This window comes from Pseudomonas sp. PDM13 (genome assembly GCF_025685765.1).
GTDB classification, from domain to species: domain Bacteria; phylum Pseudomonadota; class Gammaproteobacteria; order Pseudomonadales; family Pseudomonadaceae; genus Metapseudomonas; species Metapseudomonas solani.
In genome coordinates this window covers 140,022-166,020 of the sequence record NZ_JAOTQU010000015.1, presented here as the reverse complement: position 1 = coordinate 166,020, position 25,999 = coordinate 140,022, and the positions used below count along the sequence as shown (strand labels likewise).

At 69.2% G+C, this 25,999-nt stretch carries 1 protein-coding gene (running past one end of the window); it reads left to right on the top strand.

Going from position 1 to position 25,999, the window contains the following annotated elements; translation table 11 throughout:
* On the top strand, nucleotides 1–25,999 hold the 5' portion of the coding sequence (locus OEJ36_RS16975; RefSeq protein ID WP_263402505.1) for an Ig-like domain-containing protein. 16,883 nt of this gene lie beyond the right edge of the window; only the first 25,999 of its 42,882 coding nucleotides appear in the window; it begins with the start codon at nucleotides 1–3; its stop codon lies beyond the right edge, outside the window.

Here is a 25,999-nt window from a genome sequence, read left to right as displayed (position 1 = left end):
GTGCTCGCCGCGCTTATCGCGCTGGCAGCCCCTGAAGCCTTTGCATCCGAAATAGACATCCGCACCGCCTCCGCCCTCGGTTCCTCCGGCAACGCTGCCGACTACGTTCTCTCCATCGACGACTGCCGCGACCTCGCCGAAGTCAGCGTGCCCGCCACCGGCAAGCGCTTCCTGCCTACCGACGCCGCCCGCGACATCGATTCCAGCGTCGCCTGCTCGTTCAGCTTCCGTCTCGAAGGTACCGACGTCCTGCAGCCCGCCGTCAAGCTGGTCTTCGCCGATGGCCGCATCCAGGACTACAGCGAGACCTTCCAGCAGGAAAACGTCGCCCCGCAGCTGGAACTCGCCCAGCTGGCCATCGAAAACCAGGACGGCAACCAATACCTGGTCGCCAGCTTCGACGCCCAGGACGACATCGACCTCAGCTACCTCAGCCTCTCCCTCACCGGCCTGCGCGCGTCCGATCTGCGCGCCGCTGGCGGCGTGGTCAGCCAGGCCGAGCGCCGCGCCTTCCTGCGCATGCCCGAAGCGCTCCGCGTCTTCCCCAAGGTGGATGGCCAGCAGCGCTACACCCTGCGCCAGCGCCTGGATGCTCCCCTCAGCGCCGAGGAAGTGGCGCGCAACGCCCTGGTCATGGTCCAGGCCGTCGCCGTCGATGCCTCCGGCAACCAGAGCAGCTTCTCCGACATCCGCTTCATCGGCGACAGCGTCGAAGAAGCCGCCCGCTCCATCGCCGTCCACCCCGACCGCCTGGTGTTCAGCGACGCCCTGCAGTCGGCCCGGCTGATTCCCGAGGTCGATTTCGAATTCCGCGGGCCTACCCCCCTGGCCGGCCTGGGAAACGGCATCAGCTACCGCTCTTCCAATCCGGACGCGGTCTGGGTCAGCGCCGAAGGCGTTGTCTATCCATTGCAAGAGACCGCCGCCGAGGCGGTCTTTGTTTATGTGAGCTACCCCGGCCTGCCGGAAGTCAGCCTGCCGGTGAAGGTCGACTACAGCCGCCGCCTTACCGCCCTGCGCTTCGAAGGCCAGGTCGCCGGCCAGCCGCTGGTCCTGCCGCGCCTCAACGACTACCAATCGCTGCCGGCGCTGCTGGCGGTATTCGACGATGGCAGTGAATCGCCCCTGGCCGACAGCCTTGTCGTCGAACTGCAACTGCCCAACGGCAGCGAAGGCATCCTCGACAGCAACGACCAGCTGCAACTGCGCGCCCGGGCCCAGGTGCCCGAGCAGAGCCCCATGCAGCTGCATGCCCGCCTGCAGCGTTACCCGGATATCGGCGTCGACCTGCCGGTCGCCGCCCAGGACGCCGCGCCCACGGTCGACCTGCAACCCGAAGCCAGCATCGCCGTCGGCTCGGTACTGGAGCTCCAGGCCAGCGCCAGCGACGACGTCGGCGTGAAGAGCGTGGAATTCTGGCTCGACGGCAGCATGGTCGGCCGTCGCCTGTCCCCGCCCTACGCCCTCAGCCTGCCCATCGAACAGGAACTGGAAGGCCGCACCCTGCGGGCACGCGCCGTCGCCTTCGATGAAACCGGCAAAAGCCAGAGCAGCCCCGAGCGTGCGGTGCAGGTCGTGGCCAAGAGCAATCCCAAGGCCCCCGACTTCATCTTCGAATCCCCGGTGGATGCCCAGCGCGTGGTGGAGAACAGCCCGCTGCGCGCCGCCATCAGCGTCAACCTGGGCGTGCTCCCGGACGTGGAATACCAGAGCGGCATCAGCCAGGTCGAATACTTCCTCGACGGCCGCAAGGTCGGCGAAACCCGCTTCCCCATCTTCGAGCAGCGCCCGCTGGAGAGTGACCCGAAGCAGAAGCAGCTGTTCGAGGTCTGGCAGGTCACGCTGCAGGTTCCCGAGATTGCCCTGCGGGAAACCAGCATGGCGCTCTCCGCCCGCGTACACGCCCAGAACGGCGCCGTGGTCGACGCCCCGGCCCGCCTGCTGCGGGTGCTGGAGAACCAGCGGCCCACCTCGCGCATCACCCAGCCAGCGGCCGGCAGCATCGCCACCGTGGGCCAGACCATCAGCGTCACGGTCGAAGCCACCGACGACACCCTCGAAGGCGGCACCGACATCTTCCTGCTGGTGAACGGCGAAGAAGTGCAGTCCTACCGCCACCAGGACCGCGACTACGATGGCTCCAAGCTCGGCCTGCGCAGCACCAGCCACAGCTTCCAGCTGCCGATCAAGCAGGACTGGCTCGGCCGCACCCTCGAACTGCGCGCCCGCGTGGTCGACCTGCACCAGCAATCCAACCTGTCCGAGCCCCTCACCCTTCCGGTCAAGGGCGACCAGGCCCCCACCGTCGCCCTCAGCCACCCGGTGGAAGGCGCGCATCTGGTCTCCGGCCAGCCGGTCGAACTGCGGGCCAACGCCACCGACGACCTGGGCCTGCGCCAGGTCGACTTCTACGTCAACGGCAAGCTGGTGGGCACCGACCTCAAGGCGCCCTTCGCGGTGATCTACCAGGCACCGGCCGGCGTCGACAAGGAAACCCCGCTCACCATTCACGCCGAGGTCACCGACAGCGCCGGCCAACTGGCCCGCAGCGCCCCGGTCAACGTCACCCTGGGCAAGGACGAGGAAGACCCGGTCATCAACCTGGCGTCCCCCTCCATCACCGTCAGCGATGCCGGCGACGACCTCGCCCCGGTGGTGGAAGACAGCACCTTCGTGCTCAAGGTCACCGGCTACGACAACGTCGGTGTCGAGCGCCTGGACCTCTACGGCGTCGCCAAGAAGGAAGGCGTCGGCTTCTACCTCACCGGCAACCCCAGCGACCACCTGAGCAGCGCCGACGGCAGCCTCTCGGTGCAAGCCATCCCGGGTGCCCTCAAGGCCTTCTCCACCCTCAAGGTGGTGGCCGCACCCAAGTTCAAGCACCTCGACGGCGTGCGCTACGACCGTTACCCGATCCGCGCCGTGGCCACCGACGGTGCCGGCAACGACAGCGAAGTGAAGGTGCTGATCGGTATCGCCGACGACACCAAGCCCGAAGTCCGCGCCCTCAACCCGGTGCAGAGCCGCGTCTACAGCAAGGACAGCCTGCAGGTGGACGTGGTCGCCCACGACGACCGCGCCGTGCACGCCCTCGAAGCCAGCCTCTGGGCCGAAGGCGGCAGCGCCCCGCTCTGGCACAAGCGCCTCGACCAGCAGTCAGGCCTCAACATCGGCCCGGACACCGTCAACCGCCTGGTGGTGGACCTCAAGCCCCTCAACCTGGGCAACCAGGACCGCGCCCTGCGCCTGAAGGTCGCCGCCATCGACGACGGCGGCCAGCAGGGCGACGACCGCGAACTGCCCGTGCAGGTCATGGCCGACACCCTCGGCCCGCGCCTGGCCGTGGTCTCGCCGATCCAGGGCGCGCCGCTCTATGCCGGCAACCGCATCCAGGTCCGCCTGCGTGGCGTCGACGACACCCGCCTGGTGACCTTCAGCGCCCACAGCGGCACCAAGGAGCTGTACGCCAAGACCTTCGGCGAGAAACAACAGGTCGCCAGCTTCGAAGACAGCTTCTTGATGGACGTGCCCTCGGACCAGCAGGAGCTGGTGATCGAGCTGCGCGGCAGCGACCAGTACGAAAACGACGCCCAGCCCACCCTCTGGCGCTTCCCCATCAGCAAGGACTTGCCGCCGAAGATCAGCGTCCGCGCCCCGGCTCCCGGATCGCGCCTCTACGAAGGTGAAGCCTTCACCGCCCAGGCCCTGGTCACCGACGACCGCGAAGTGAACCGCGTCGAATTCATCCTGCGCCAGGGCGGCCAGGTGCAGGTGCTCAAGACCGTCACCGGTGCCGACATAGCCAAATCCAAGGAAGGCTACGTCGGTGCCGCCCTGCGCGTGCCCAACAAGGCCGGTGCCGATACCGATATCGCCGTGCGCGCCTACGACAGTGCCAACCAGGTCAGCGAAGCCTCGCTGGAACTGGAAATCATCGACGACACCGAGCCGCCGACCCTGCAGCTGAGCAAGCCGGAAGGCGACTTCAGCCTGCCCCCGGGCACCAGCTTCCAGATCCAGGGCAGCGCCGGCGACAACCAGTACGTCGACAGCCTCGACCCGGTGCTGATCGACCCGGACACCCACGAAGAACACGCCATCGCCTGGGAGCTGTTCAGCCGCAAGGACCGCGTCGAAACCGTCAGGGTCCCCAACCCCGGCACCCTCGGCGCCATCCTCGTGGGCCAGCGCTTCTATGCCGACTTCGACGGCCGCCTGCGCCTCACACCCGAGCTGACCCGCCGCTACGCCGGCCGCGTCCTGCAACTGGTGCTGCGCGCCCGTGACCGGGGCATCAACGAAACCCGCTCCCCGGCCATCAACATCAAGGTGCTGGGCGACGAGACCGGCCCGCAGATCAACATCCAGTCGCCCATCGAGCGCCTCTTCGAGCGGCAGAAGACCAAGCTGCAGATCAGCCTGCAGGACGACACCGCCGTCGCCTCCTACGAAGTGCGCCTGCTGGACGACCAGGGCCGCGACGATCTGCTGACCAAGGCCGAAGGCCTCAGCCTGCCGCAGGTCGAGGTGCCCGCGAACGGCGCCACCGTCGAGCTCGATATCGAACGCTACCGTCCCCAGGCCGAGCCCATCGGCCTCACCCTGGTGGTCAAGGCCAAGGACCTGCTCGGCAACGAAAGCCAGGTCACCCGCCGCCTGCTGGTCCAGCGCGACATGGCGCCGCTGCTCAGCTGGAAGGACAGCACCCCCTCTGCCCAGCAGCAGCGCGGCATGCCCCTGCGCGGCAGCCTGCTGGTGCAGGACGACTTCAATGACGGCGTGCCGGAAAGCACCGCCCGCTACCTGCTGCTGGCCAGCTCCCTGCGTGACCTCGGCGGCGCCCGTGATGTGCGCGGCCTGAACCAGGTCGAGCCCACCAGCAAGCAGAACAGCCCGCTGATCAGCATCGCCTACCCCGAAGCCCAGGGCTGGCAGGGCAACCTGCTGTTCAACGAAAAACCCTTCCTGCAGGTCAAGGACGGTCGCCTGATCGTCGCCGGCAGCGACCAGTTCTATCAGCCGCGCCTGCTCAAGGTGGGCGACCAGACCAGCACCTGGCAGCTGGAAACATACTCCCGCAGCCTCTGCCAGGTACGCCCGGCCCTGCGTGACGTACAGGCCGTCAACGGCCTGCTCGACCTCACCGCCCTGGGCGGCCCCGACGCCACCCGCCTGGTGCTGCGCCCCCGCAGCGGCGCGCCGGCCTTCATCCGCGAGCTGCAGTTCACCCAACTGGAAACCGCCCTGGCGGATGTCAGCACCGACGGCGGCACCCGTGTACCGGGTCGCTACGCCCTCAACCTGCTGCTCCAGGACGGCCTCGACGGCAACGCCCAGACCGCCTTCCTGCAACTGGGTGGCAGTGCCTCCCAGAACCGTGCGGAAGACCGCTACAACCTGCTCCTGCCGGTGCCCGCCGAGGTGCAAAGCAACAGCCTCAGCCTGATCGGCCACGCCACCGACCGTCTCTCCCATGAGCGTGGCGACCTGGTGCTCGGCACCCTGCTGCAACAGCCCCTGCGGCTGGACGAACAGGCGCCCCAGTCGCGCATCGTCAGCCCGGTGGCCGGCAGCGTCGTGGTGCCCATGCAGCAGCTGGACCTGAAAACCACCTTCGGTGACGACAGCCTGGGCCTGAAGAGCCTGCGCCTGCTGGAAAACCGTGGCCGTACCGTCCATGACCTCGGCGTCATCCTCGGCCAGACCGGCCTGCAACTGCCCTACCAGGTGCCCCGCGAGTTCTCCAGCGGCGAGCTGGAGCTCACCCTGGTGGCCGAGGACTGGAGCGGCCGCACCACCGAGCACAGCCTGCGCTACCCCCTGGCGGCCAACGAAAAGCCCCAGCTCAGCATCACCGGCTTCAACTCCTACTGGGTCGACGGCAAGTACGAAAAAGCCCTTACCGACCCGGCCCGCATCAACTACGGCGAGTTCTGGGTACGCACCCAGGAACGCTTCCGCCTTGACACCGACCTGCGCGACGACGCCGGCCTCGCCGCCTACCGCGTGCTGCGTCTGAAGCGCGACGGCAGCATCGCCGCCGTGGTCTACGAGCGCGGCTTCCAGGTCAACTGCCCCACCGCGCCGCCGCTGCAGGCGCTCGACCAGGCCGAAATCCTCTTCGACCAGACCGAGCCCACCGAATACCGCATCGAACTGACCGACACCTACGGTCATGTCAGTGACCGCACCATCCTGGTCCACCCGCTGACCAACATGGTCCCCGAGGTGCGCATCACCGCCCCGGGTGACACCCAGGAAATCGCCGCCGGCACCTTCCGCATCCGCGTGGGCCTGGTGGCCGCCGACGACCGCAAGATCACCGCCAGCCGCCTCAAGGTCTTCGCCAATGGCGTGCCGCTGCCGGTGATCGCCAGCGCCGACGGCGCCGCCGGTGGCGACAAGGTGGTGGAAGCCGCGTTCGCCAGCATCCACGACAGCATCCATGGCCGCTACGACAAGTCCATGGCCGACGACTTCGGCCGCAAGGACAGCCCCTACGCGATGCAGCGCACCTTCGTGCTGGAAGTGCCGCAGGGCCTGATCCGCTACAACGAAGACCTCAAGCTGACTGCCCAGATCGAAGACTCCGATGGAGCGGTCGGGCTCTACGAACGCAAGATCAAGGTGATGGCCGATACCATCAGCCCGAAACTGCTGTTCAAGCGTCCGACTGTCGGTTTCGGCGCCATCGAAGACAGCGACTTCACCCTGGTCTACCAAGCCTTCGACAACGTCAAGGTCAACCGCCTGGTGCTCTCGCGTGGCTACTCGGTGCGCGTCCGTGGCGAAGCCCAGGACCGCGAGCAGCCCTTCACCGTGGTGCGCACCATCGACGGCATTCCTTCCGAGGACTACGAGCCGGTCACCACGGTCGACATCGACACCCCCGAATACAGCCAGCTGATCCACGTCGACCGCCTGGCCGAGATCGTCCGCGCCTTCGGCCTGACCAGCGACCAGATCGAGCGGGTCAGCGTGCGCGTGCGCCTGGAAGGCTTCGACGCCGCCAATAACGCGGTGCTCACCAACAGCTACCCGATCAACATCGACGCCCGCCCGGTGATCGACGTCGTCGAGCCGGTGCCCGGCGCCAAGGTGGTGGAAGGCAACCCGCTGTACGTCAACGCCAAGGCCTTCGACGACGTCGGCGTCGAGTACGTGCACCTGCGCGCCACCTACGGCAACGGCCAGGCGCCCTACGAGATCCGCCTGCGCCAGTCGCCCTACAACTTCTCCGTGCCGATGCCGGCCTTCGACCCGGACAACCCCCAGGCCAACCAGGTGCAGCTCAGCCTGGAAGCGGTGGACACCTACGGCGTCGCCCACGGTGATCTGGACGCCCACCGCGCCGAAGAACACCTGACGGTGGAAGTCACCCGTGACCAGCTGCCCAGCGTGGTAGTCGGCGCGCCGCTGAACAACAGCGAGACCACCGAAGGCCAGCTGCTGCTGGTGGAAATCAACGCCGTGGACGACGTCGGCATCGACCGCGTGGTGCTCAACATCGGTGGCCTCAAGGGCGGCGACCGCAGCCTCACCGACATGGTCTTCCCCTACGAATTCCTCGTCGAAGTGCCCTATGGCCAGGCCGGCACCGACCTTAGCCTCACCGCCAGCGCCCTGGAGCGTCGCGCCGACGGCAAGGGCCGCAACGTCACCACGCCGCAAGCGGTGCGGGTGCGCGTACTGAAGGACGACAAGGCGCCGCAGCTGCTGGTCAAGCTGCCGGTGGCCAACGGCGCCAGCATCGCCGAGAAACGCAACCTGCCGTACCAGCTCGAAGTCAGCGACAATGTCAAGGTCGGCTCCGTGAGCCTGGGCCTCTATGTCGACCGCAACGGCGACGGCACCTTCGCCCCCGAAGAGCGCGTCTCCGACCGCCTGCTGCTCACCGGCCCCTTCATCGGCAGCCTGCCGGTGGCCAGCATCGCCGACTACCTCGGTCGCACCGAGACGCTGCCCGAATCCCTCGCGATGCAGCTGCAGGTCACCGCCCGTGACCCCGCCGGCAACGAAGCCAAGGAAATCATCCCGGTCAACCTGCTGCGCAACCAGCCGCCGGAGATCAACGCCATCAAGCTGCTGGACGCCCGAGGCTTCGCCATGGGCGAGGTCACCGAGCTCACCGAAGGCCGCGGCGTGGTGGTCCAGGTCCAGGCCAGCGACCCCGAAGTCGGCGTCGACAGTGCTGCGCTCTACTACGCCATCGGCCCGGCCGGCTCGGCGCCCAAGTACCAGGCCCTGGGCGAAGACTCCGCCGCGCCCTACCAATTCCAGTTCAAGGTGCCCACCGGCCGCGTCGACCAGGTGCTGCGCTTCCGCGCCAAGGCCCGTGACCTCGATGGCTACGAATCCGCCATGGTGGACCTGCCCGGCAGCATCCTGATCAAGGCCGACAAGCCGCCGCAGGCGCGCATCGTCAAGCCCGACAACGACAACTCGGTGGTGATCGACGGCCAGGACCTGGAAGTCTTCGTCGAAGCCTTCGACGACCTCGGCCCGGAAGGCATCGACCACGTCACCTTCTATGTCAACGGCGTACCGGTCACCACCACCGAGCAGAGCTACGGCCAGCAGGTCGGCAGCCACGCCCAGGACCACGTCTACCGCGCGCGCCTCGCCGCACCGGCGGGCGTCCAGGGCTTCACCGTCCAGGCCATCGCCTACGACACGCTGGGCCAGGCGGGTGAAACCCAGGTGGTCCGCGTCGGCAAGCTGGAAGACACCGTGGTGCCGCGCCTGGGCGTGCTCTACCCGATCGACAAGGACGTACTGACCATGGGCGAAAGCCTGCGGGCGGTGGTGTCCATCGAAGACATGGGCGGCGCCATCCAGAGCGTCAGCATGCTCTGGCGCCGCGAGTACCAGAACGACGCCGGCGAATGGAAGGTGGCGGACGAGTACCCGCTGTCGCTGTTCCGTGATGACCAGCGCCAGCCGGGCGACACCACGCCGGTCAGCGACCCCGACAAGCACTACTTCATCTACTGGGCCGACATCAGCCAGGGCAACGTGCTGCGCCGTACCGGCCTGCGCAACGAGCGCCTGCACGTGCTCACCAAGGTGGTCACGCCGAACCACACCGTCACCCGCGACACCTACCACGAAGTGGGCTGGCCGCTGAGCGAGCGCCGCTTCATCGCGCCCCAGGCCGGTGCCCAGGCGTCCGCCAAGGGTGTGCACTACACCGCCATCGACCAGTACCGTGCCCTCGACCGCACCGGCGCGATGATCGCCGCCTGGGCCAGCGTCGACCCGCTACGCGTCGAACAGGGCCTCGGCCTGCTGAGCAAGGAAGATGCCTTGCGCGGCCTCGCCGAGCCCCGCACCGGCATCTTCATCATGGACGCCGTGGACGAAACCCAGGGCAACCAGAAGGGCGACTACTTTGCCTACTCGCCGCTGCTCAACGGCGCCGCCGAAATCTTCACCGGCACCATCGGCGAGCTGGTCACCGACGAGAACATCGTCCTCGCCGGCAAGTCCGGCGTCACCGCCCCGGGCAGCTGCCAGTCGAACGCCCTGGGCTGCCAGTTCGTCAGCCAGTTCAGCGAAGAGATCCGCAAGGACTGGCACGGCGGCGACACCCCGAGCGAAGGCACCGGCGCCCTCTACCTGGACAACAAGGCCGGCGAGCTGCTGCTGTTCGGCCAGCGCAACGGTGACGGCCAGTTCGGCCTGCCCTACCTGAAGATGGGCCGCGTCGACATGCCCTACCCGGATGTCTACGGCCTCACCCGCAGCGGCAACCTGGCCCTGGTGGCCAACGGCGCCGGCGGCGTGCAGGTCATCGACATCACCAACATGACCGCGCCCTACCACGTCGGCTACATCAAGCCCAACGGCTTTGCCCGTGACGTCAAGGTGCGTGGCCACTACGCCTACATCGCCGCCTCCGAAGAAGGCGTGGTGGTGGCCGACCTCAGCACCCCGGCCATGCCCCAGGTGGCACGCATCGACACCCTCGGCGTCGCCAACCGCCTGCACCTGGTGGGCAACCAGCTCTATGTCACCGACATGGCCGGCAGCGGCGACAGCGCCCGCCTGACGCGCATCGACATCAGCGAGCCCGACCAGCCGCGCCTGGTCCAGGTGGTGGAGATCAAGCCGCACCGTCCCGACCAGGCCGCCGACGGCCTCTACGACGTGCACGTCTCTGGCAACCTGGCCTACGTCACCGAGCTGCTCTCCGACCAGGAAGACAAGCCCACCCAGAGCCTGGTGCAGATCCTCGACCTGGCCCGCATCGGTGAAAGCGGCCTGGACGCCAGCGTCCCGGTCATGGTCCAGCGCAACGCCACCACCGACAACTTCGCCATCCGTGGCGTGACCCTCGCCCGTGGCGCCATCCAGGTCGCCGCCGGCAAGGGCGGCATCGGACGCATCGACCTGCCGGCCCTCACCGTGCTGCAACACAACCCGCAGGTGGGCGAGAGCGATGTCAGCACCCAGCTGCCGGCCATGCTCATCGAGCTGTCGGCGGTGCTGCCGGAGCAGACCCGCCTGGCCGACTTCGTCCAGGTGCTCGAAGGCGATGCCCAGGTCGGCCGCGACGTCACCGGCCTGTTCGACCTGTCCTTCGCCGCCCGTGGCACCGACACCACCAAGCGCCGCATCCAGCTCACCCGCAAGGACGGCCAGAGCCTGCAGCCGCGCCAGCGCTACTACGTGCGCATCAAGCAGGGCCTGGCGCCCATCACCGGCCAACCGCTGGCGTCCGACTACGTCTTCAGCTTCAGCACCGCGCCGGCCGACGCCGCCTACCCGGACATCCAGAGCATCTGCACCCGCGAAAGCGCCGAGCGCAGTGCCTGCGTCAACGTCGGCGACGTGCGCGGCGGTACCGAACTCATCGTCCGTGGCCTCAACTTCGGCGACCAGCCGCGCCTGCTGGTGGGCGGCGAACCGCTGGTGATCGAGCGTCGTGTGGTGGACGCCGCCAGCGGCGTGATCAGCCTCTACGCCCGCACCGTGCCCAACTACCCGGGCCCGGCGGCGGTCAGCCTGTACACCGAAGCCGGCCTCTCCGACACCGTGCTCGGCGGCTTCGTGTTCGTCGACGAACTGTCCATCTCGCACCTGGCCCCGGCCGTGGTGCGCGTGGCCCAGAGCGGCAAGAACGACCGCGTCGACCTGGTGGGCAAGGGCTTCCACAGCGGCCTCCGGCTCACCGCGTACAAGAGCGGCGAGCCGAACCCCGAGAAGAAGGTCATCAAGGTCGGCTCCGACGACCTGCGCCTCTACAGCGCGGAACGCATGAGCCTGCTGGTGCCGGACTTCCGCGACGAAAACGGCAACGGCTACCGCGGCTTCGTCGACCTCGAACTGGACGACGATCTGGGCCGCCACTATGTCCAGCGCAACGCCCTGTTCTACGGTCGCCTGGAGCTGAACCGCGGCCTCGAGAGCGAGAAGCCGATGACCGCCAAGGACATCGACAAGCGGCTGGAGACCCTGGAGCAGGGCGGAATCACCGACTACGTGCCGGACCCGCTCAAGCTGCCGCCGGGCCAGATCGTCGACCTCGCCGTCGACAGCCAGCTGCACATGTTCTACGTGCTCGGCCGTGGCGAACTGGGCGAGGGCTCGCCCCGACCCAACCAGGTGTTCAGCCGCGAGCAGCTCGAGCACTACTACGCCCCGGGCTGGATCAGCCTGGTGAAATACGACCCGGCCAAGGTCGGCGAAGCCTCGCCGCGCCACGGCCTGGGCTACTACAACCTGCCCCAGGACATGAAGCCCAGCGCCATGGCCCTGGCTGACAAGCAGCTGTATGTTGTGGGCCGCGGTTACGACTTCCCCTACATCGACACCGAATACGAAAGCCGCAGCGTGCTGCTGGTCTACGACCGCGAAATCCGTGACCCCGACGACCTCACCGAACAGCCCCCGGGCAAAGACCGTGGCATCCGCTACAGCCTGCCGCTGCCCTTCACCCAGGCCGTGCCGGAAAAAGTGGTCGCCCACCAGGGGCTGCTGCTGATCGCCACCACCGGCGAAGGCATCGCCGTGGTCAGCGTCGCCGACCCGCTGCGCCCCACCGTGGTGCGCCGCATCACCCAGGCCAGCATCGACGGTCGCGCCCAGACCCTGAGCAACGTCCAGGACATCGCCGTCATCGGCGACAGCCTGCACGTGGTCAACGGCACCAGCCGCGTGGTCTTCGACCTGTCGCGTCCGTCCCTGCCGCAGCTGGGCGAATCCCGCGTGGGTGGCTACATCGGCCTCACCGCCGACGGCAGCCGCTTCGCCACCGGCAACGGCCTCAACCTCTACGACGCTAGCCGTCCGGCCTTCATCCGCGAGCAGGGTCGCTACCTCTCCAGCGGCTTCAGCGTGCCGGGCGAAAGCCGTGGCATCGCCGCCCAGGCCACCGCCGGCCTCAACCTGACCCTCACCGACAGCGACGATGGCGCCTGCGAGAAGGGTCTGCGGGCTTACCTGGGCTTCTACGACTTCAGCCGCACTGCGGAAATCGGCCTGCTGGACGCCCTCAGCCTGCCTTATTGCGTACGTCCCGCCGATTATCAGTACGAATACGACGGCCTGCTGAAGAAACCCTGGCGCACCCAGCCGCTGGTCATCGCCGACCAGGGCATCGCCGGCTTCGCCCTGCGCGCCGACGCCAATGCCGGCAGAGTCTCCCACCTCGGCCTGGTGGACCTGCTGACCCTGGAACTGGTGGGCTCCACGCCCCGCGACCAGGCCGACGGCGTGCCCCTGGACAGCCCCCTGGAGCTGCGCTTCACCCGCTCCCTCGCCGCCATGAGCGACGAGCAGCTGCGCCAGTTCCTGGTGCTGCAACGTGACGCCCAGGGCGACCAGCCGGCCACCAGCCTGCCCTTCGCCCTGCAACGCAGCACCGACCAGCGCACCCTCACCCTGGTACCCGAACAAGCGCTGCTGGCCAATGCCAGCCACCAACTGATCCTCAAGGGTGACCTGGCCAGCCGCCGCAGCCGTGGCCTGATGGAACACGCCATCCACTTCCGCAGCGGCCTGGCCGGCGGTGCCCAGGTGGCCATCCTCGACAGCCGGCCCTCCATGCTCGACGTCGGCGGTGGCGAGATCACCGTGCACCTGTCCGGCGTCACCGGCCAGCCGCAGTTCACCGTCTCCGGCCAGACCGCCACTGGCACCCTCGCCGAATCCCTGCCCGACGGCAGCGCCCGTTACCGCGTCCAGGCGCCCTCCAGCCTGCCCGGCCCGGCCAGCCTGCAAGTGGTCGCCGGCAACGGCAGCAAGGCCACCCGCGTCGGCGCCGTGCAATTCGTCGAACCGCTGCTGCTGCGCTCGCTGTCCCCGGCCCAGGGCTCCCTCAACGGCGGTACCCGAGTGCTGATCAAGGGCCAGGGCTTCCGCAGCGAACTGGGCGCCATGACCGTCAGCTTCGGCGACATCCTCGCCGAGCAGTTCAAGGTGCTCGACGGCGAAACCCTCGAAGTCATCACCCCGCCCGGCCCCATCGGCACGGTGGACGTGCGCATCCGCCTGGCCAACGGCCAACAGGGCACCCTGGCGCAGTCCTTCACCTTCCAGCAGCCGCCGCAATCGCAGATCCGCGACAAGGGCCGGGTCTACGACCTGGCGCTGGACCCCAGCGGCAGCTACCTGTTCTCCGCCCAGGGCAGCAATGGCGTGCTGGTCTACGACCTCAACGCCGGCAACTACACCGCCGACCCGCAGAAACCGCTGAACCCGGACGACCTGTTGCGCCTGATCGACCGTAACCGCGATGGCCGCGACGACCGCGTCATCTCCTCCATCAGCCTGCCGTCCGGCTACATCGCCGTGGGCGTCGAACCCTACTTCGAGCGCGGTTCCGACCGCGTCTACGTCACCGCCGTGCACCTCAGTGGCGGCAAGCCCGACGCCGCGCAACTGTTCACCGTGGCCTTCGACAGCCTCGACCCGTCACGCACCACCCTGATCGGCTCCCTGGAGCTGCCGTCCAGCGCCGTGCGCGGCCTGCGGGTACGCAACGCCCGGGTCCTCCTGGCCATGGGCGAAGAAGGCCTGGGCGTGGTCGATGCCTTCCTGCCGAACAAGACCTACCTGGTGGAAAGCCTCGCCACCGACCCGCGTGTGCCGATGCTCGACGTTGCCACCCGCGACGCCGCTGCCGGCGAAAGCGGCCTGCTGGTCACCGTCGGCGGCGCCTTCGACTTCCCCAACAACCGTCTGCTGACCAAGGAAGAAAACGGCAGCGGCGGCTTCCAGGTCTACGGCCAGAGCAGCGGCCAGGGCCTGCAGCGCCTCGGCCACCTCGACCTGCCGGGCACCCGCGTGGTGCTGCAGGGCCGCTATGCCTACGTGGCCGCCGGCGCCAGCGGCGTCGCCGTGGTCGACCTGCAGGACCCGAACCGTCCGCAGGTGGTCGCCCGCGTCAACGACATCGGCTACGTCTACGACCTCGACTACAACGGCAACACCCTCTACGTCGCCCGTGGCGACAAGGGCGTGCTCAGCATCGACGTCACCGACCCGCTGCGTCCGCAACCCAGCCGCAGTATGCAGGCCCCTGAGGGCGGCACCGTGGAAAGCGTCGTGGCCAGCGAATACGCCGCCCACGCCGGTGGTGTCGACGCCAAGGGCAGCGTGCTGCAAGTGGTGCCGGACGTGGTGCTCAAGCTGCACACCGTCGACCCGCGCAACGGCATCCTCGACCGCCAGGTGGACGGCAGCCTGCAGGTCATCGCCCGCTTCAACAAGGCCATCGACCTGTACCCGGCCAACGCCGCGCTGTTCAGCGTGCTCGGGCCCCAGGGCGAAACCCTGCCGGCCATCGTGCAGATCCTCAACAACGACGCCCGCCTGACCCTGGCCGCCAGCGTCGCCGACAGCCTCAAGGCCGGCGACCGCCTCACCCTGCTGGCCAAGGCCGGCATCGCCTCGGTCAAGCCGCTGTCCGCCACCGACACCGTGGTGCTCCAGCGCCTGGCCCAGGATCAGCGCGTCGGCCTCACCTACCGTGGTGCCCGCGACGACACCCTCAGCCTCGAGGCCGTGGTGCCGCGTCGCATCGCCCAGAACGCCACCAGCCTGATTACCGTCAGCGCCCGTGGCATCCCGGCCAACCTGGCCCAGGTGCGCCTGTTCCTCGGCGACCGCGCCCTGCAGATCGAAGGCGTCACCCGTGACAGCGACACCGCCCCGGCGGTGCTCAAGGTCAGCGTCCCGGCCATGCCGCGCCCCGGCCAGTACAACCTGACCCTGACCGTGCTGCGCGACGGCGTCTGGCAGCAGGCAGTGCTGGAAGGCGCACTGCTGGTGGATGCACCGATCCGCTTCGACGCCCTGGCACCGCTCTGGGGCCCGATCACCGGCGACACCACCGTCACCATCAGCGGTGATGGCTTCGAGCCGGGCAACAGCGTCATGGACGGCCTCAAAGTGCGCTTCGGCGGCCTGCCGGTCGGCCGCGTCCAGGTGCTGTCCACCAACCGCATGCGCGTCACCACGCCCCGTGGCGCCCCGGGCAAGGTGGAAGTGCTGGGTGAAGACCGCTACGGCAACCAGGCACGCCTGAATGGCGAGCGCAGCTTCGGTTATGGCCTGCGCAAGCTGGCTGAACTGCACCCCTCGCTGATCTTCCCCAGCGACCTGTGGATCGACCGCGACACCGGCGTCGCCATCAGCAACGGCGGCCTCATGGTCGAAGGCTACGGTGCGCAGAAACTCGTTTCCGGCGGCTGGCTGCCGGAGAACTACCGCGCCGCCACCTTCTCCGTGCAGGACGCCTCCAAGCCCTTGCTCGTGGGCGGCTCGCCGGCCCTGCCCAGCGACACCCAGCGCCTGTCCCTGAAGCTCCAGGCGATGGCCATCAACGAGCGCCTGTCGGACGACTTCCTCGGCAGCGGCGAAATGGAGCCCACCGAGGAAGAGCAGAAGGTCCTCGATCGCCAGGCCGCCCAGGACTTCACCGTCGGCCTCGACTCCCTGCAGATCGCCCCGACCCGTGAATGGGAAGAAAACACCTGGCGCAAACGCCTCTACGTGGCCAGCGGCAACGGCGGCGTGGCACGCCTCAACCTGGACGAGCAGAACGGCCTGCAGGTGATCCAGGAAGAGAAGCTCGAAGGCCTCGTCAGCCGCCTGGTCAAGCAGGGTAACGGCCTGTTCGCCGCCACCGCCTCGGTGGATGTCGACCCGCCGAACAGCGACACCTGCGCCTTCAAGATCGGCGGCTCCAGCGGCCTGGGCCTGGCGGCACTGAACTATCAGGATGGCGAAGACCCGGTACGCGTTGCCGCCCCCGAAGGCCTCCGCGGCGCCGGCCTGCTCAAGCTCGACAACGGCTGGCTGCTCAGCGGCGGCCTGGTGCAGGGCGCCAAGTGGGTCAACTGCCCGGGCTGGGATGAATCCCTGTCCAAGGCCGTCGACATGGACAAGGGCGAGATCCGCAGCCTCAACCTGTTCGACCCGAGCCAGACCCGCACCTACAGCTTCACCGCCAACCCGCAGGACGTGCTGGTCTACGGGCGCTACCTGGTGGTCGCCGCCGGCAGCCGCGGCATCGAAATCATCAACCGCGACGAGCCGGAAGAGCGCGTCCTGTTCAGCCTCGACAAGCAACTGCAAGCCGTCGCCGGCCGTGGCGTCTCGCTGCGCATGGCCGGCAACCTGCTGTTCGTCTCGGCAGAAAGCGGCGTGGTGGTGCTGGACCTGGCCCAGCCCCTGCAGCCCCGTGTAGTCTCCGCCGGTAACCAGGAGCGCATCGAAGCCCTGGACCTCTTCAACAACCGCCTGGTGGCCGGCTCCGGCAAGCAGGGCCTGACCGTGCTGGAACTGCCCGGCGCCCTGGTGCTCGATGCCAGCGTCGCCCAGGGTGGCGTGATCCCGGCCAGCGAACAGGCCGTGAGCCTGAGCTTCAACGAACCGGTAACCCTGGAATCCCTGCGTGCCCCGGGCGCCTTGCGCCTGCTGGACATCAGCAACGGCGAGCAGGTGCTGGCAGCCCCGAGCATCGAGGCCGTGGGTGGCGATGGCCGCTCCGCGACCCGCGTCACCCTGCGCTTCACACCCACTGCCGGCGCCACCCTGCGCCTGCAACTGAGCGACGCCCGCAACCTGCGTGGCAGCGGCCTGTGGGCGCCCTACCTGGTGGACTTCAAGGTCGCCGCCGCCGGTGCCACCCAGCCGCGCATCCGCAACCTGGAGAACGCCCGCTTCCACCGTGGCGCCCAGGACCGCGTGGTGATCAACGGCAGTGGCTTCTCCAGCACCGTCAAAGGCTACGTCAACCAATACCCGGTGGCCCTGCAGTGGGTCAGCGCCGAGCGCCTGGAAATCGCCCCGAACGCCCTCGACATGCTGCCCCTCGGCCCGGGCCAGTGGCACCTGCGCCTGGACGACGGCGGCCTGCGCGAGGACTACCTGGGCGCCCTGGTGGTCGGCGCCGAGCAGGCGCTGAACCAGGTCAAGTACCGCATCAGCCCGGATTCCGCGAGCAAGACCGGCGGCACCCTGGTCAGCATCGACGCCTCCGCCGACGTGCTGCTGCCGGGCACCCGCGTGGTCCTGCGTGCCCGCCACGGCGCCACCGAGATCTACACCGGCCGCAGCCCCATCGTCGAAGAGCCCGGCCGCGCCGCCATCGACCTGCAGGACAACGTCGAGACCCAGCGCGCCTTCAAATTCATCCTCCCGGGCGTCATCGACCCGGATATCTACGACGTCTTCCTGCGCATCCCCAGCGGCGCCAGCACCCGCGAAATCAAGGTAGGCTCGCTGTCCTACACCCTGCCGCAGGGCCTGGGCATCGTGCTGCCGAACTACCCGCCGATGCAGATCGGCGCCGCCCAGGTGGTGGGCGACACCCTGTTCGTCGGCGTCAAGGCGGGCTCCGCGCCCACCAGCTCCAACCGCTTCCTGATGCCGGCCGGCCTGGAGATCTACGACATCGGGCTGTGGGAACGGCCGATCCGCCTGTCCCAGCTGCGCCTCGACCAGCCGGTGCTGGGCCTGGAGACCCTGGGCAGCCTGGTGTACCTGGCCAACGACCGCGACGGCGTGCGCGTGGTGGACATCAACGACCTCGGCCGCCCGCTGCTGGTCTCCAGCCTGACCCTGCCCAACCACCGCGCCCTCGACCTGGCCGTGGAAAGCGAGCGCGGCGCCCTCGCCGTGGCCGCCGCCAACGACCTGGGCACCGGCTATGTGCGCTTCCTGCCCCTGGGCCGCAACGAACTGGGCGCCCAGGCGCCGCTGCCGAGCATTCCCTTCGACGGCAGCCTGCGCGCCGACCTGCTGGGTGCGCCGGTGGACCTGCAATGGCTCAACGGCCAGCTGTACGTGCTGTTCCTGCGCGACAAGCAGCTGCACCTCGCCACCTTCAAGGACTTCGGCGACAAGCTCGACTACCGCGTCCAGGCCATCGAGCGCGGCACCGTCACCGGCGACTCCATCGGCGCCACCCTCAGCCGCCCGACCCTGCAGGTCCAGCAGGGCCTGATCAGCGTCGGCACCGGCGACACCTACCTGCTGCTGGAAGCCAACGCCCAGGGCCAGTACGAAACCATCTACTGGCAGAACCAGAAGACCGGCGGCGAGCTGCTCAGCGTCGGCGGGCAGGTCATGCAGGGCAACGGCAAGGGCGTGCAGATCAACACCTCGCCCTACCTCGCCGTCGCCTCCGCCACCCCGGGCAACGGTGCCGTGCTGGGCAGCGGCGAATCGGTACTGATCGCCTTCAACAACCTGATCAACACCGACCCGGCGCACCTGGGCCAGGTCATCCGCGTGCTGGGCGAGGGCGGCCAGCCGCTGCCGGCCGGCGCCTTCGAGATGACCGGCACCAACACCCTGCGCGGCGGCCAGGTGCAGATCGCCTTCAAGGGCGACTACCAGGGCGCGCTGCGCATCGAAGTGAGCACCGCGCTCACCGACCTGGCCGGCCACGCCCTGCGCCAGGCCTTCGTGCTGCAACTGGAGCGCCTCACCGGCATCCGTCCGCAGATCACCCAGGTCCAGCGTGAAGTCGCCGGTGTCGCCGGCCTGCATTACTTCCACGCCGCCGGTGGCGAAGTCGCCGTGATCAAGGGCAGCGGCTTCGGCATCGCCGCCGACCAGCTCGCCGTGTGGCTGGGCGAAACCCGCCTGCAGCCCCAACAGGTGCTGGAAGTCACCGACACCCAACTGCGTGTCGACGTACCGGACCTGCAACTGGCCGGCATCAGCGCCAGCCTGGCGGTCAAGGTCGAGCGCATCGACCAGCGCCTGTCCTACCTGCGCCAGGGCGCCATGACCGTGCTGCCGCAGATCGAGATCGACGACCTGCAACCGCAGACCGGCCCGCCCCAGGGCGGTAACCTGGTGACCCTGCACGGCCGTGGCTTCAACCACTACATGCAGGTGCGCTTCGCCGGCGCCCTGGCCGGCGACCTGAAGATCCTCAGCAGCAACCGCGCCGAAGTCCGCGCCCCCGCCGGCAGCTTCGGCAAGGCCAAGGTCAGCGCCATCAGCCAGCTGTTCCCGGGTGAGCAGAGCGACTCGCCGGTGGACTACTTCTACACCGGCATCCCCACCGGCTCGGTCAACCTGCCGGCCGAAATGGCCAGCCCGGTTTCCGCCATCGCCCGCCTCGACGGCGCCGAGAGCCAGCTGCTCTACGCCGTCACCGGCGGCAGCTTCGACAAGCTCGACAGCCAGGGCCGCGTCGCCGCCCTGACCAGCAACGCCGCGCGCCTGCTGGTGGCCGACATCAGCGACCCGGTGCACCCGGTGATCGTCACCCGTGAATTCGCCGGCCAGACCAAGTCCTACCACTACGAAGCCGCCAACGGCCTGTCGCCCCGTGGCTTCGTCGACCTGACCATCAACGATCGCCAGCTGTTCGCCGCCGGCGGCCGCAAGCTGCTGCAATTCGACCTGACCCTGCCGGCCGCGCCGGAGAAGCTCGCCGAACTGGAAATGGCCGGCGAGATCAACGCCCTGGCCAGCCGCGACGACCTGCTCTACGTCGGCTACAAGGACGGCGTGCGCCAGTACCGCATCGGCCAGGACCTCAAGCTCACCGACCTCGGCCTGATCAGCGTGCAGCAGCTGGGCGGCGTGCCCGGTCGCCTGCGCCTGGCCGGCTCCAGCCTCTGGGCCACCCTGCCGCAGCAGCGCCAACTGGTGGAAGTGGAACTGGCCAGCGGCGAATTCCGCGTGGTGCGCCGCGTCGCCACCCGCGACCAGGCCGGCAACCCCTTCGTCCCCGAAGACCTGCTGGTGGCGCCCGAGCGCCTGCTGGTCTCCAGTGGCAAGAACGCCACCGTGCAGCTGTTCAACCTGGACCGCAGCGACGACGCCACCCCGGTGGCCGACCTCAAGCTCACCTACCTGGTCAGCCGTGGCGACCTGTTCGCCGGCCAACTGCAACTGGCCGGACAGACTCTCTACGTGGCCGGCGGCCAGGGCGACGTGCAGCTGTTCGACATCTCGCCGTGGCTCAACGGCGACGCCCGCGCCAGCATCGGCCTGCGCGATTACTTCAGCGTGCTCGGCAACGTCAACAGCCTGTCCCTGGGCAGCCAGGCCCTGTATGCCGGCAGCGCCTTCGTCTACCTGGACGGCGTGCCCGCCGAGAACCCGCTGCCCAGCCTGGATTCCGCCAACTACCTGGGCGGCAGCCTCAACACCCTGGCCTACCAGAACCTCGCGATCCTGTCCCAGCAGCCGCTGCCTTCCGGCCGCCTGCCGCGCGACGGCGCCATCGAAGTGCAATTCAACCGCCTGCTGGACAACGCCCAGCTGCGCGACCAGGGCACCCAGCTGGTGCAACTGCTGCTCAGCGGCACCCCGGTTCCGGCCCAGGTGGCCCAGGTCGGCGTCGGCCGCCTGGTGATCCGCCCGGCCGCGCTGCAGGCCGGCAAGCAATACCAGGTCCAGCTGGGCGCCGCCCTGCGTGACCAGCAGGGCCGCACCCTGGGCCACGACTACCGCTTCGGCTTCATCGCCGACGACCAGCAACAGCCGGTGCTCGACAGCGTCTCGCCGCGCCAGGCCAGCTGGCGTGGCGGTGCCGAAGTCACCCTGCGCGGTCGCAACTTCGCCGAAGCCCTGGACATCGAGGTGGGCGGCCAGCGCGTGCCGGCGGCCGACGTGCTCTACCGCGACGACAACCAGCTGCGCTTCCGCGTCCCGGGCCTGGTGGCCTCGCCGGACCGCAACCTGCCGGTGGGCCTGCGCCTGAAGCAGGGCGGCCAGGAAGTCTTCCTGGGCGCCGCGCTGACCTATGTCGCCGACCCGCGTATCGACCAGACCGGCCTCTACGACCGCCTGACCGGCACCCTCAACGTCCAGGCCAAGCGCTTCATCTACAACGCCGGCGAGATCGTCGGCCTGCAAGGGCGTGGTTTCGGCGAGTCCACCGTGGTCCGGGTCAACGGTCGCCAGATCGCCAGCACCCGCCTCGAGCGCGCCGACCTCATCAGCTTCGCCGTGCCGGAGAACAGCCTCGGCCAGCTGCTGGTGGAAGTGAGCAACCAGGGCTTCGCCGGCGATCTTTCCAGCGACGCCAGCCTGCGCATCGAACTGCCGGCCCGCCGCCAGCTGCAAAGCGTCCAGCAGTTCCGCCGCCAGGGCGACCTGCTGCTCACCGGCAGCAGCCGCGACGTGCAGCTCTACAGCCTGCGCGATGGCAGCACCCCGCAACTGCTGGCCAAGTGGCAGGCCGCCGCCAACGTGGTGGACCTGGCCCTGGGCGACCGCTACGCCGCCGTGCTGGGCGACAAGACCCGCCTGCAGGTCTACGACCTGGCCAACCTCTATTCGCCCCAGGCGCTGCCGGCCCTGGCCAACAGCCGCCAGGTCCAGTACGACAAGGTGCGCATCGCCGGTGACCTGCTGCTGGTCAAGGCCGGCAACCGGGTATTCCATGGCCAGGTCCAGGGGCCGGAGCTCAAGGAGCTGACCCTCGGCAGCGGCACGCTGGTGGACCTGGCGCTGGATGGCCGCGCCCTCTACCTGCTCTACGGCGACCGCCTGGAAGTGCGCAACGTCCGTGACCCGGCCCAGTTGCTGGCCACCCAGGTGCATGGCCTGGCCGGCGCCAAGTCCCTGTGGCTCGACGGCTCGCGTCTCTACCTGCAAGGCACTTCCGGGCTGCAGGTGCTGCAACGCGCCGCCCTGCTGCGTGGCCGTGGCGAGCCGGTGCTGGGCGAGCTGGAAATCCCCGCACGCATCACCAAGCTCGCCAGCCAGGGCGAACTGCTGGCCTGGCTGGACAGCGGCCGCCTGCAGGTCCTCGACCTCGACCTGGACGACCAGCGCCGCCTGGTGGCCCGTGAAGTGGCGGCTATCACCGTCGCCAACGACAGCGTGGGCTCCCTGGGGCAGCTGGAGCTGCACGGCGACCTGCTGGAATGGAGCAACGGCGGCAACTACTTCAACGCCAGCGTGCCGATGAACAACGCCTGGGGCCTGGCCCCGGAAAGCCTGGCCGCCGCCGACGAGCCGCTGGGCCTGCGCGTGGCCGGTGCCGAATACGCCTGGCGCGAGGCGCGCCTGGCGCTGTCCTCGGCCAGCGGCGACAGCATCGCCAGCGAATCCCAGCTGCTGGGCCGCGAACTGCGTGCTCTGGTGCAGCAGCCGAGCTTCCAGCCGGCCGGCCTCTACCGCCTGCAACTGAGCCAGGCGCCGCTGGACTGGCTGCAAGGTGCCGAGGTGCACATCGACCTGCCGTGGCTGGTGGATGCCGTGGACTTCTTCGGCGCCGCCCAGGTCCGCCTGGACAGCCTGCAACCCAACCGCAGCATCAGCGGCGTGCCGCGCGACTACGTGCTGCAGGGTCGCCAGCTGCAACTGATCGACGAGCTCCAGGTCGGTGACCGCGTACTCGGCCGCAGCCAGCTGCGCGCCAACGCCGCCGGCGACCAGCTGAGCTTCCGCCTGCAGATGGACCAGGCCGGCCTCTACAGCCTGCAGGCCCGCTACGGCGACGAACGCGCCACCCTGCCCACCGCCCTGGCCGTGGTCACCCCGCTGGCCATCGACGCGGTGCAGTCCGCCCATGCCGCCGGCCAGGTGGTCAGCGACGCCGGTGGCACCCAGGTGCACATCGCCGCCCAGGGCCTGTCCGAAGGCCTCAGCCTGCATTGGTACCCGGCCGGCCAGGGCATCCAGCCCACCGCCAGCAACCGCGTGGCCTTCACCCTGGCCGACGACGGCCTGAACTTCGTCACCCCGGCCAGCCAGCCGGGCTGGCAGTACCAGGTTTCCGTCCTCCGCGAGTCCAGTGGCGAGCGCGTCGACAGCGCCCCGGCCCAATGGCTCACCGCCGTGGACGACAGCGCCCCGAGCGTGCGCCTGATCGCCGCCCTGGGCGCGTCCCAGCCGCTGGTGCTGGAAGCCGACGAGCCGCTGCAGGTGCAGGGCGTCAGCGTCACCAAGGTGTTCAAGGACTACGACACCCACGCCCAGCCGAGCGAAGACGTCAGCGCGCGCTTCCAGCCGCTCATCACCCAGGGCAACCGCCTGGAGCTGCGCCTGCGCGCCGACGCCCAGCTGGAGGCCAACGCCCTCTACCAGATCGCCCTCACCGGCATCCGCGACGCCGCCGGCAACCCCGCCCGCGACAACGCGCTGATCAAGGCCGGCGCCTACAACGGCGTGTTCCAGGCCGAAGACCGCCTGGCCCCGCGCTACGACTCGCTGCAGATCAAGCTGCAGGACGGCCGCGCGCTGAGCCCGGCGGTACGCCTGAAAACCGGCAGCCGCTACGGCTTCCTGGTCAGCGCCCAGGACAACCTGCTGGCCGCCGACAAGATCGCCTTCGCCTATCGCCTGTCCGCCGATGGCGGCCAGACCTGGAAAACCGACTGGGTGCCGGTGCAGAAGGGCGAGTTCAGCCTCGACCTCAACGGCGAGTACCAGGGCTTCAGCCTGCTGCTGCGCGCCAGTGACGGCCGCAACAGCATCGACCGCCGCTTCGACGCCGAGATCAGCGCCCCGGACCTGACCCTGGCCTCCTTCAGCACCGCGCCCACGCCGGTGGAAGAGAGCACCCCGGCCGAGCTGCGCTTCGCCATCAGCGGCGACCTGGACCTGGTACGCAGCACCGAAGTGCGCCTGCTGGATGGCCGCTACCAGACCGCCAGCTTCGACCGCGCCAGCGGCCTGGCCAGCCTGAACGTGCCGCACCCGCGCCTGCGTGACCTGCCGGGCGCGCCGACCACGGCCACCCCGATCACCGCCGAACTGCGCGTGGGCTTCGGCCTGGCCGGCCAGGAAAGCTACCGCTACTTCCCGGTGGGCTATGACCTGCAGCCGGATCGCACCCCGCCGCAGCTGTCCATCATCGCCCCGCTGGACGGCGAGTTCGTGCCCCGTGGCGAGACCACCGAGATCATCCTGCGCAGCTACGACCGCTACGGCATCGACCGTGTCGAAGCCTGCGTCGACAGCCGCAGCACCGATCCCTTCGCCGACGCCCAGGCCTGCCAGCGCCTGGCCGACCCGAGCCGCCTGCGCCTGCCGATCGCTGCCGACGCCACCCAGCCGATCCGCGTGGTGGCCCGCGCCATTGACCTCAATGGCCTGGCCAGTGCGCCGGCCAGCGTCACCCTGCAGCCCTACGACAGCCGTGCCGGCGCGCCGGAGCTGAGCTTCCTGGTTCCGGCCGACGGCCTCGACGTCCAGGCCGGCGAAACCATCCCGGTGCGGGTGCGCATGCGCAAACTGGAACAGGCCACCCTGAACCTGGATATCGCCGGCAACCCGCAACACGCCGGCAACCCGGCAGCCCGTACCCTGACCCGCGCCGCCGACGGCGACGAGGTGGTGGAACTGGCCGTGCCCATGCCCCAGGTCGCCGCCGATGGCGTGCTGGTGCTGCGCCTCGAAGCCACCTGGCAGGGCCAGACCCTGCGCAGCCAGCGCATCCTCAACCTGCATGCCGACAACGGCATCGATCAGGACGTGGGCCTGCTGCTGCAACCGGCCAGCACCCTGCTGGCGGGTACCCAGCTGTGGATCGACGCACCGCCGCCGGCGGGCATGAACGACTTCAGCCGCGATTCGACCCTCGACCTGTTCGACCCGGCCGATGCCGGCAGCGCCGCTGCGCGCCTGGCCTTCAGCGACCAGCGCCAGGTCTGGAACAGCCTCACCCAGGGTGCCGGCCTGCGCCTGGCCGCCACCCTGCGTGACCGCTCCGGCCACGAGAAGGCACTGGAGCGCAGCCTGACCAAGCTGGGCTACCTGCAAGCCGAAAGCCGTCGCGAAGCCATCGAGACCGGCTACCAGGCCAGCCACCTGACCCGTCTGCCGGGCCTGGCGGACGGCGCTGCCTGGGCCGAAAACGCCCAGCGCGACGGTTACCGCATCCGCACCCTCGGTGGCCAGGTGGAAAGCCGTGACAGCGGCCGCATCCGCCAGCTGGCCTTCACCGGCACCGGCCTGGTGGCCCAGGTCCGCCGCGATGGCCAGGACTACCTGCGCTTCTGGCGCTGGCAGGGCGACGCCTGGCTGGCCGCCGTGGAACAACCCATCGCCGGCACCCTGCTGGGTGGCAGTGGCGACCTGCTGTTCGTCCGTCATGGCCAGCAACTGGGCGGCTACGCCGTCGACGGCGGCGCCATGGCCGAACTGGTGGGCCTGAGCCTCGCCGACGAAATCCGCCAGGTGCAGCTGGATGGCCAGCGCCTGCTGGTGCTGACCGACAAGGGCCTGGAATGGCTGCAACTGGATGACAGCCGCCTGCCGCAACTGGTGCGCCGTGCCAGCCTGGCACTGCCGGGCCGCCTGGGCTTCGCCCTCGACGGCGAGCGCCTGGTGACCTGGACCGCTACTGAAGCCACCCGCTTCAAACCGCTGCTGGATGCCGATGGCTGGCGCCTGGGCGATGCCACCGTGCTGGCCGTGGACGGCCAGGTGCAACGCGCCCGCTTCGACGGCGAGCTGGCCTGGCTGCGGGTCAGCAACGACCTGCACGGCGACAGCTGGCAGGCCTGGCGTGACGGCGAGCGCCTGGGTGCCCTGGCGGGCGAACGCCAGGACCTGGCCTTCACCG